The organism is Streptomyces sp. AK010 (assembly GCF_014207295.1).
Taxonomy (GTDB): Bacteria; Actinomycetota; Actinomycetes; order Streptomycetales; family Streptomycetaceae; genus Streptomyces; species Streptomyces massasporeus.
On sequence record NZ_JACHCX010000047.1, the window covers coordinates 1 to 8,811 of the forward strand.

Sequence of the window (8,811 nt, forward strand, 5' to 3'; positions counted from 1 at the left end):
GACGCCACCAGGCAACAGCCCGACGCAGCCACTACCAACGACGGTCCACCGACGAACCCGCTGGATAGATCACGAAACCGCACTGGAGTACTAGGAGGCAAGCATGACCGCCGTGCAGACGGATAGGCCGACCGCCCCCGCGCAGCCGGACCTCGCAACCACCGACGTGACCGACCCCTTCGGGCTCAACATCACCTTCATCGAGGGCACGCCGGCCACCGAGACGGTCCTGATGTGCAGCACGGGTGACACCTGCGGCAGCTCCTGCCCCAGCGCCTGCACCACCTCGTAAGCCGGTCCGATCCGGCAGCGCGGGCCGGACGGGGCTTCCCGTCCGGCCCGCCTCCCGCCCCGTCACGAAGGAAGAAGGGAGAGCGGTGATGACACGGGTACGTCCCAGCCTGTACCAGGGCGCGGGGCAGGCGATGCTGCGCGCCGCGGTGCACCTCACCGAGCCCGCCATGCCGCCCTGGCCGGCATCCACGGCACCGGTGGAACCGTGGCGCGCGTGGCTGAGCAGCGTCTGGTCCGACGATGCCTTTCGGCAGACGGTGACCGACGCCAGCCCCGACCTCGCCGGACAGGTGCAGGCCATCATCGACGGCCGCACGCCGAAGCCGCGCCGGGTTCGCCGTGCTGCTCTGGCCACGGCCCGCTACGCGATCCGGTACGCACACCGCTCCACCCCCTACGGCCTGTTCGCCGGCGTCGCCCTGCTCGGCTTCGACCACTCGACATCCGTGCGCTTCGGAGAAGACCACCAGGCCGTCGTGCGCCCCGATCCGGCCGGTCTCGACGAGATGCTCAGCGCCTGGGAGAGCGACAGCACTCGCATGGCCGACACGGCGGTCTGCGTCAACACGCTGGCCCGGCAACGTAACGAGCACATCCACGTGCCGTCCGAGGGCGACGCCGAGTTCCGCCTCGCCCTGAACCCTGCGCTGCGCCTCGTGCTCAACCTGGCCCGCTCCCCGATCGAATATCGCCAGCTGGCCGACAAACTCGCCGCGGAGTACCCGGCTGTGAGCGACGCAGCGCGCCACCGGCTCCTGGGCGAACTGCTGCGGGTACGGCTGTTGCGCTCCTCGCTACGCGCGCCAGCCACCGCCGTCGACCCCTCAGGCGCCCTACCGCACGCGGTCCGCGCCCAGGCAGACCGGCTGCGGCCAGCATGCGACCTGCGGCTGGATGCCGACGTGCGGCTGCCCGAACAAGTGCTGACCGAGGCAGGGACGACAGCGACCGTGCTGGCCCGCCTGGCCACTCATCCGAACGGGACACCGACCTGGCGTCGGTGGATCGAGCAATTCACCGAGCGCTACGGCGAGAACATCCCCGTTCCGGTGGAGGTGGCCACGGACTCCGACCGGGGCGTGGGCTTTCCGGAAGGGTTCGTCACCGTGAACGAACCGCCCCGGCCGATGTCCCGGCGCGACCGCCTGCTGCTGGAGCTGGCCGGCACCGCCGCCGCCGAGGGCAGGCGCACGGTGGCCCTGACGGGCGCGATGATCGAGGAGCTGGAAGCCGCAGCCGGCGAGAAGCCACACCATCCGGCGCCCCATCTCGAACTGGCCGCTCAAGTGCACGCCTCCTCCGTCCAGGCCCTCAACCGGGGGGACTTCCGGCTGCGGGTCCTGACCGTCTCCCGCTCGGCCGGTTCGATGACCGGACGGTTCTGGCACCTCTTCCCCGGCACCGAGGCAACGTACGCACACCTGCCCACCATCGATGCGGAGGCGGAGCTGGCACAGCTGTCCTTCCACGCAGGACGTGTGCCGGCCGACCTGCTCACCCGCGCGCCCCAGGCCCTGCCCCGCGTCGTCAGCGTCGGCGAATTCCGCCGCCCCGCCCCGCACGTCCTCTTCCCCCGCGACCTGTCGGTCACCGTCGCCGACGGCCGCCCCCAGCTCATGGAGTCCGCGACGGGCAAGCCGCTGGAGCTGCTGGCCCCCACCGCCATCAACTTCCTGTGGAACAACTACACCCCGCCGATGGCCCGCTTCCTCGGCGAGATCAGCCGGGCCGCATCCCCGCAGGTGACCTGGTTCGACTGGGGCGCCGCCTGGACCCTGCCCTTCACCCCGGCCCTCACCTACCGACGCACCATCCTCACCGCCGCCCGGTGGAAAATCCGCAGCCGCACACTGCCCGCCCGCACCGCACCACTCCAGCAGTGGGCAGACCAACTCCACGCCTGGCGTGCCCGGTTCCGGGTGCCGGAGCGGGTCCTGCTCGCCGAGGACGACCAGCAGCTGCCCCTCGACCTCACCCGCGACGTCGACCTGGACCTCCTGCGAGCGCACCTGGACGCCAGCCCCTTCGGCATCGCCACCCTGCACGACGCGCCCCCGCCGGACGCCGACGGGTGGATCGGCGGCCGGGCCCACAGCATCGTCGTCCCCCTGGCCAGGCGCTCATGACCACGACGACCGTGCCCCGTACGCAGGACCTGTCCGAAGGCGCCCTGGGGACGGCCCTGCTCGACATCGAGCGCCGTGACCTGGCCACCGCCCGCCGCCACCTCGCCCAGGCCACCGCCCGGGGGGTGAGCACCGGCAGCAATGCCAGCCTCTTCCACGGCGCACCCGCCCTGGAGTTCGTCCTCGCCCGCGCCCACGGGGCCGGCGACGACGTCCGCGCGGCCGTCGACCGCGTCGTGGACGCCCGGCTCGCCGCCGCCCACCGCCGTCAGGCGGCCGGCGCGCTGCCCCACCTCGCCGAATGGGACCTCATCCGCGGCCTGACCGGACTCGCCGCACTGCTGCTGTCCCGCCGCCCGATCGCGCCCCGGCTGCCCGACGTGCTCGCCTGCCTCGTCGCGCTCGCCCACCCTGCCCGCAGTGAAGGCCGGATCCTGCCCGGGTGGTGGTCGCCGGTCGGCCCCGACGGGAAGACGATGGCCGGCGGCCACGGCAACAACGGCATGGCCCACGGCATCGCGGGGCCACTGGCCGTGCTCTCCCTCGCCCTGCGCGCCGGAGTCAGCGTCCCCGGGCAGGAGGAGGCCGTCGGCACATTCGCCACCTGGCTCGACCGGCACGGCGCCCACTACTGGTCCACCGCAGCACACCTGGAGGCCGACCAGCCGCCCACAGCGGAACCGGCCCGCCAGTCCTGGTGCTACGGCCAGCCCGGCATCGCCCGCGCCCAGCAGCTCGCCGCGCTCGCCCTCGGCGACACCGCCCGGCGCCAAGCGGCCGAGGACATCGTCGAGACCATCCTGACCGACCCGCTGCGGCTCGCCCGCATCACCGACTCGACCCTCTGCCACGGCTGGGCCGGCCTGCTGACCCTCACCCGCGCGGTCGCCGCCGACAGCCCCGCACCCGCACGCTTCACCCCGATCGTCCAGGACCTGCACCGACGGCTGGCCGCCGACTGGGAGCGCCTGCCCAAACCCGGATTCATGGAAGGCCGCGCCGGAGCCCAACTCGCCCTGAACGCCACCGACACCACCGGCTGGACCCGCGTCCTCCTGCTCACCTGATCCTCTCCCCGCCACCTCGCAAGGAGTTTTCTGCCCATGACCTTCGACGACGAGAACCTGCCGATCCCCCCGGACACGTCCTGGTGGCACGCCTCCGTGGCCTTCCCCGACCAGCACGCGGACGCCGCCCGGGCCCTGGCGACCGCGCTGTCCGGGCGCCGCTTCCACTTCCTGCGCAAGGACGCCGGCGTGCGTCTGCGCACCGAACAGCCCGCCACCGGCCTGCTGGACCAGCTCGTCGCCGCCCGCGTGATCACCGGCTGGACGGGCGGGATCTACGAGCCGGAGATCCATGCCTTCGGCGGCCCCGAGGGCATGGAGGTCGCGCACGATGTGTTCTGCGCCGACAGCCCGGCCGCGCTCGCCGAGACTGGCACCCCCGGCGCCCGTGAGCGCAGCGTGATGCTGCTGTCCGCCATGATCCGCGAGGCGGGACTGGACCCGTTCGAAGCCGGAGATGCATGGGCCCGGTGGGCTGCCCTGCGGCCCCCCGTCACCCCGCCCCAGGGGCCCGCGCTGGAGAGAGCCGTCTCCGCGATGCGGCGGCTGATGAACGCGGACGCTTCCCTGCGCCCAGACGCGGAAGCGGGCTGGGTCGAGCGCGTCGCCGCGTTTGAGGACGCCGGCCGCCGCCTGCGCCGGCTCGCCGCTGACGGCCGACTGATACGCGGAATCCGGGGCGTCATCGCCCATCACGCGATCTTCGCGTTCAACCGCGCAGGCGTGCCTGCCGAAGCGCAGGCCGCCACCGCGTGGCTCGGCCGTCACGTCGCCTTCTCCACCGGAGAAGGAGCTGACGTGTCCACCCGCAAGTCCGCCCCGGCGGACCCTAGCCTCCCTCGAATGGAGACCACCATGACACCCGTCACCGACCCCAACCAGCTGCGCGAATCCCTCGCCCAGCGGCTCTTCGACAGCGGCCACCTGCGCAGCAAGGCGGCCATCGATGCCTTCCGCACCACCGACCGGCACGCCTTCCTGCCCCGCGTCGACCTGGAGAGCGCGTACAAAGAGGACGCGGTCCCGATCAAGCACGACGAGCACGGGGAGATGATCTCCTGCATCTCCGCGCCGTCCATCGTCGCCACCCAGCTCGAACAGCTCGGCGCCCAGCCCGGTCACAAGGTCCTGGAGGCTGGAGCCGCCACCGGCTACAACGCCGCCCTTCTCGGCAAGATCGTCTCCCCAGGCGGGCAGGTGTGGACCCTCGACGTCGACCAGGACCTCGTCTCCGGCGCGAGCAAGCACCTCGCCGAGGCCGGCGTCGACAACGCCACCGCGGTGATGGGCGACGGCGCGGCCGGGCTGCCCGAGCACGCCCCCTTCGACCGGATCATCTTCACCGTCGGCGCCGGTGACGTCCCCGTGAAGATCCTCGACCAGCTCGCCCCCGGCGGGCGCCTGGTCCTGCCGATGCGTATCCGCGGCAGCATCTCCCGCTCCTTCGCCTTCGAACGCGACGGCGACACGTGGAAGACCGTCTCCTGCGAGATGGCCACCTTCATCCCCCTGCGCAAGGGCGTCTGCGACGACGTGTACACCCTCGTGCCGATGGCCGGCGAGGGCAACGTGCGCCTGGAGACGTTCAGCGAGCAGGACGTCGACCGCGAGGCGCTGCGCTCCGTTCTCGACCAGCAGCAGACCAAGCTCTACACCGGGGTGAAGTTCCGGCAGGGCTCGGCGTGGGAGTGGCTGTACCTGTACCTGGCCTGCGTGCTGCCCAACGGCCTCTCCCGCCTGCCGGGCCAGCGCCCCGGATTCACCCCGCACTTCGGGTGGGGCTCCATGGCCGCCCTCGACGCCGGGTCGCTCGCGTACCTGACCATCCGCGAGGGCGAGGATGAGAAGGGCCGGTACTGGGAGGTCGGCGTGATCGGCCACGGCGAGGGCGGCGCCGACCTCGCCGAGCGCGTCGTGAGCGAGATCCGCGCCTGGGACGCGACCGGCGGCAACGACGCCCCCGAGCCGGGCTTCCGCATGGCCGTCGCGGACTCGCGTGACCGGCTGACGGCGGACGACGCCCGCTTCGTCGTCGACAAGCCCTACAGCCGACTGGTCGTCGACTGGGCGCGCAAGGGCTGAGCCGATGATTCCCGCGATAGCCAGCCGCATCCCCCTGGTCCGCCGCACCAAGGCGCCCGCGCTCCCCTTGGAGGAGCGCATCAAGCACCTCACCGGGCTGACCGTCGCGCCCGCAGGTGCGAGCCACCATGACCTGGTGGCCCGCGCCTGCGGGGTCCTCAACTACGCCGCGCTCATCGCCTCCGACGTCGGCCTGCCCGACCTGGCCGAGGATCTGTGCTGGCGCCAGCACCAGGTCTTCACCGACGCCGGACGCCTCAGCGGACGGGTCGCCGTCATGTCGCTGATGCCGCTCGTCAATCTCTCCCGATTGCAGACTCGCGCCGGCCACGGCGAACTCGCCTACGGCTTGTTGTGCTGCCTCAACGACGCTGCCCGACATCGGAACATGGCTGACATCGACGGCCGCACCGTCGACCTGTCTGCTCTGACCGGCACGGACGAGGACCACCGCACGGTGTGCCAGGAGCTGTACGTCACCCTGCTCGTGGACGGCGCCCGCGCCCTCGCCCAGATCGGGCGGTGGACCGACGCGGCCGACGCCATGGCCCGGCATCGCGGCATTGGCAACCGGCTCCTCGACGGTCGCCAGATCAAGATCATGGCCCTGATGGAGCAGGGCCTGGACCAGCAGGCCCGCGACCTGATCGACACCACCCAGCCCACGGAGCCTTGGGAGAGAGCCATCGCCCTCCTCCTGCACGCCCACTGCCGGCCCGAAGACACCCCCGTCCCTGAACCCGACCTCGACCGCACCGTTGATGCAGCCGTCCAGCTCCTCGACCATCCCGATCCGCCGACCGCCGCCTTCCAGACCCGGACGGGCCTGTCGGCCCTGGAACTGGACCGCACCGGACGCCATGTCGCCCGCGTACTCGACTCCCTCGTCAGCGTTGCCCGACTCGACGCCTACGCGGCACGAGACGCACTGCACCACCCCGTCGCCGCGGCCGCCCTGGACGACCGGGCGACAGACGCGCTGAACGCGGTGATCGCCGCGGCCGGACTGGGATCCGGCGTCCTGTCCGCCCACCACCATGAGGCTCTGACGGGCGCGGTCGGCCACGCCGAGACAGAGCTGGAAAGGCTGCTACAGGCCGAACCAGATCCCGGCTAGGAGAGGGCGACCGGGATGGGCCCGCCGTGCTGCCCACGCTGTTTGGCGGTGTCGGCGTTTCGGCCATTTCCTGCCCGCGGCCGCTCCAAGCCAGACCAGGGATCCCGCGCCCGCGGGGTTCCCTGACGCAGGAAATAGCAGGCTCCTCAGCACGACCGAATGACGTGTGTTCGATAGCGCAGCCGTGTCGTTAGACCTCACGACTCTGCCGCAGCGACCGTCCTAGGGGGAACGATGACCTCGGCCATTACGCAGGACCAGCCGCCGCAACCGCCAAAGGGGGCCGCGCCGGACGACGAACCGCAGGAGGCCGGTGTTCGAGAGGAGGAATACCTCTACCGCGACGAGTCGAGGCTCCAGGCCGGCTCCCTGCTGACCTCCCGCACCATGGCGCGGCGCCTGCCCTCGCTCGTGCGGCGCTCGGTGCAGATGGCCTGGCGCGTAGACCGCGGCGCGACCATCGGCCTGCTGGTGTGCCAGATCGGGACCGGCGTCCTCGCGGCCCTCGGCCTCCTGGCCGTCACGGGCACGATCACCGCGCTGATCTCCTCGGGCGGCATCACCGAGCGGCTGTGGGACGCAGCCCCGCAGCTGGCCGTGATCGCCGCCGCCACCGGCGTGCGCGCGCTGCTGGGCATCGCCGTCGTCTGGCTGACTGGCCGTCTGCGCCCGGTGCTCGGCCGGGCAGCGGAGCTGACGATGATCGAGGCCGCGCTCGGCGCGGAACTGGCCGCCAACAACAAGCCCGGCTACAACGACGCCTACGACATCGCCGACCGCGGCGCCCAGGTCACCCCCGACCTCGTCGAAGAAGCGCAGGACGTCCTCGCGGCGACCGCCACGCTCGCGGCCGGCGCCACCGTCCTGACCGTCCTGCATCCGCTGCTCCTTCCCCTGCTCTTCCTCGCCTGCCTGCCGCAGGCCGCCGCCTACGTCCGCTCCGCCCGCGTGATCTACCTCGCCGGGCTGGAGACCTCCGGGCGGCGCAGGATGCTGGGCAAGCTGCGCTGGCACATGGCCTATCAGGAGTCCAGTGAGGAGATGCGCGCCTGCCTGGCCGGGCCCTTCCTGATCGGCCGGTACCGGCGCCTGGCCGCCTCGGTCAACGCGGCCGAACGCAAGGCCACGAACACCGGTGCCTGGATGGGGCTGGCAGGAGCAGTGGCCGGCGGGATCGCCTCGACCGCGGTGTGGGCGGCGCTGCTGTGGCTCCTGGCCTCCGGGCGGTTGAGCCTGGCGGCCGGCGGCGGCGCCGTCTTCGCTCTCCAGACCGCCACCGGCTCGGTGCGCGGCATCATCAACGGTGGGGCACGCCTGGTGCGCACCGGCTGGTACGTGCAGGACTGGCAGAACTTCCTCGACAACGCCCACGGCCAGGCCATGACCGATTCCCGCGGCACCGCGCCCGTGACCGCGGCCCCGGAGCGTTTCGAGGTCCGCGACGTCACCTACCGCTACGACGGCGCCCCGAAGGACAGCCTGAGCAACGTCTCCCTGCACGTGCGGCGCGGGGAGATCGTGGCGCTGGTCGGGGAGAACGGCTCCGGCAAGACGACCCTCTCGCGCCTGCTGTGCGGGCTGCTGCAGCCCACCGAGGGCGACGTGGCCTGGGACCACGCCTCCACCACGGACCTGGACCCGTGGGGATCGTGGGAGCACGTCGCGTTGGTGCCGCAGAAGTTCACGTACCTGCCGCTGACGATGCGCGACAACATCACCTTCGGGCAGGGCGACACCAGCGACGCGGCCCTGCTCGCCGCATGCGAGGCGTCCGGCGCCGCGGAGATGCTGCCGGGCCTGCGCTCCGGCCTGAACACCCTGCTGACCAGCGAGTGGTTCGGCGGACAGCAGCTCTCCGGCGGGCAGTGGCAGCGCCTGGTCCTCACCCGCGCGTTCCACCGGCAGGCGGCGCTGCTGGTGATGGATGAACCCACGGCCGCCCTCGACGCCCGCGCGGAGCACCGGATCTTCGCCGGCCTGCGCGAACTGGCCAAGGACCGCGCCATCCTGCTGATCACGCACCGGCTCACCAACACCAATTCTCCGGGGGTTCGGCCTGTCGCGGTGGCGGGATGCTCAGGTTGATGCAGCTCAACGCCGGTGCGCTTCAGCTTATCCATCGCAA

The 8,811-nt window shown here is 72.0% G+C and carries 6 protein-coding genes; all 6 read left to right on the forward strand.

Annotated elements, in window-relative coordinates; genetic code table 11:
• The first annotated feature begins 103 nt into the window (after nt 1–103).
• Nucleotides 104–292 (forward strand): FxLD family lanthipeptide, encoded by a 189-nt coding sequence (locus HDC93_RS37275; RefSeq protein ID WP_185015199.1) that lies wholly within the window; start codon nt 104–106, stop codon nt 290–292.
• An 88-nt stretch (nt 293–380) separates the two neighbouring features.
• On the forward strand, nt 381–2,420 hold the full coding sequence (locus HDC93_RS37280; RefSeq protein ID WP_260420007.1) for a lantibiotic dehydratase family protein: 2,040 nt from the start codon (nt 381–383) through the stop codon (nt 2,418–2,420).
• On the forward strand, nt 2,417–3,487 hold the full coding sequence (locus tag HDC93_RS37285) for a lanthionine synthetase C family protein (RefSeq protein WP_185015200.1): 1,071 nt from the start codon (nt 2,417–2,419) through the stop codon (nt 3,485–3,487). The genes HDC93_RS37280 and HDC93_RS37285 overlap by 4 nt, the downstream gene beginning before the upstream one ends.
• Nucleotides 3,488–3,523: 36 nt before the next feature.
• The gene (gene fxlM, locus HDC93_RS37290; protein WP_185015201.1) at nt 3,524–5,569 is read left to right on the forward strand and encodes a methyltransferase, FxLD system; all 2,046 of its coding nucleotides are present in this window, start codon (nt 3,524–3,526) and stop codon (nt 5,567–5,569) included.
• A gap of 4 nt (nt 5,570–5,573) precedes the next feature.
• The gene (locus HDC93_RS37295; protein WP_185015202.1) at nt 5,574–6,686 is read left to right on the forward strand and encodes a hypothetical protein; all 1,113 of its coding nucleotides are present in this window, start codon (nt 5,574–5,576) and stop codon (nt 6,684–6,686) included.
• Between the two features lie 234 nt (nt 6,687–6,920).
• Nucleotides 6,921–8,771 carry an ABC transporter ATP-binding protein gene (locus HDC93_RS37300; RefSeq protein ID WP_260420008.1) on the forward strand — a complete coding sequence of 617 codons (1,851 nt, stop codon included), beginning with the start codon at nt 6,921–6,923 and terminating at the stop codon, nt 8,769–8,771.
• Nucleotides 8,772–8,811 lie beyond the last annotated feature (40 nt).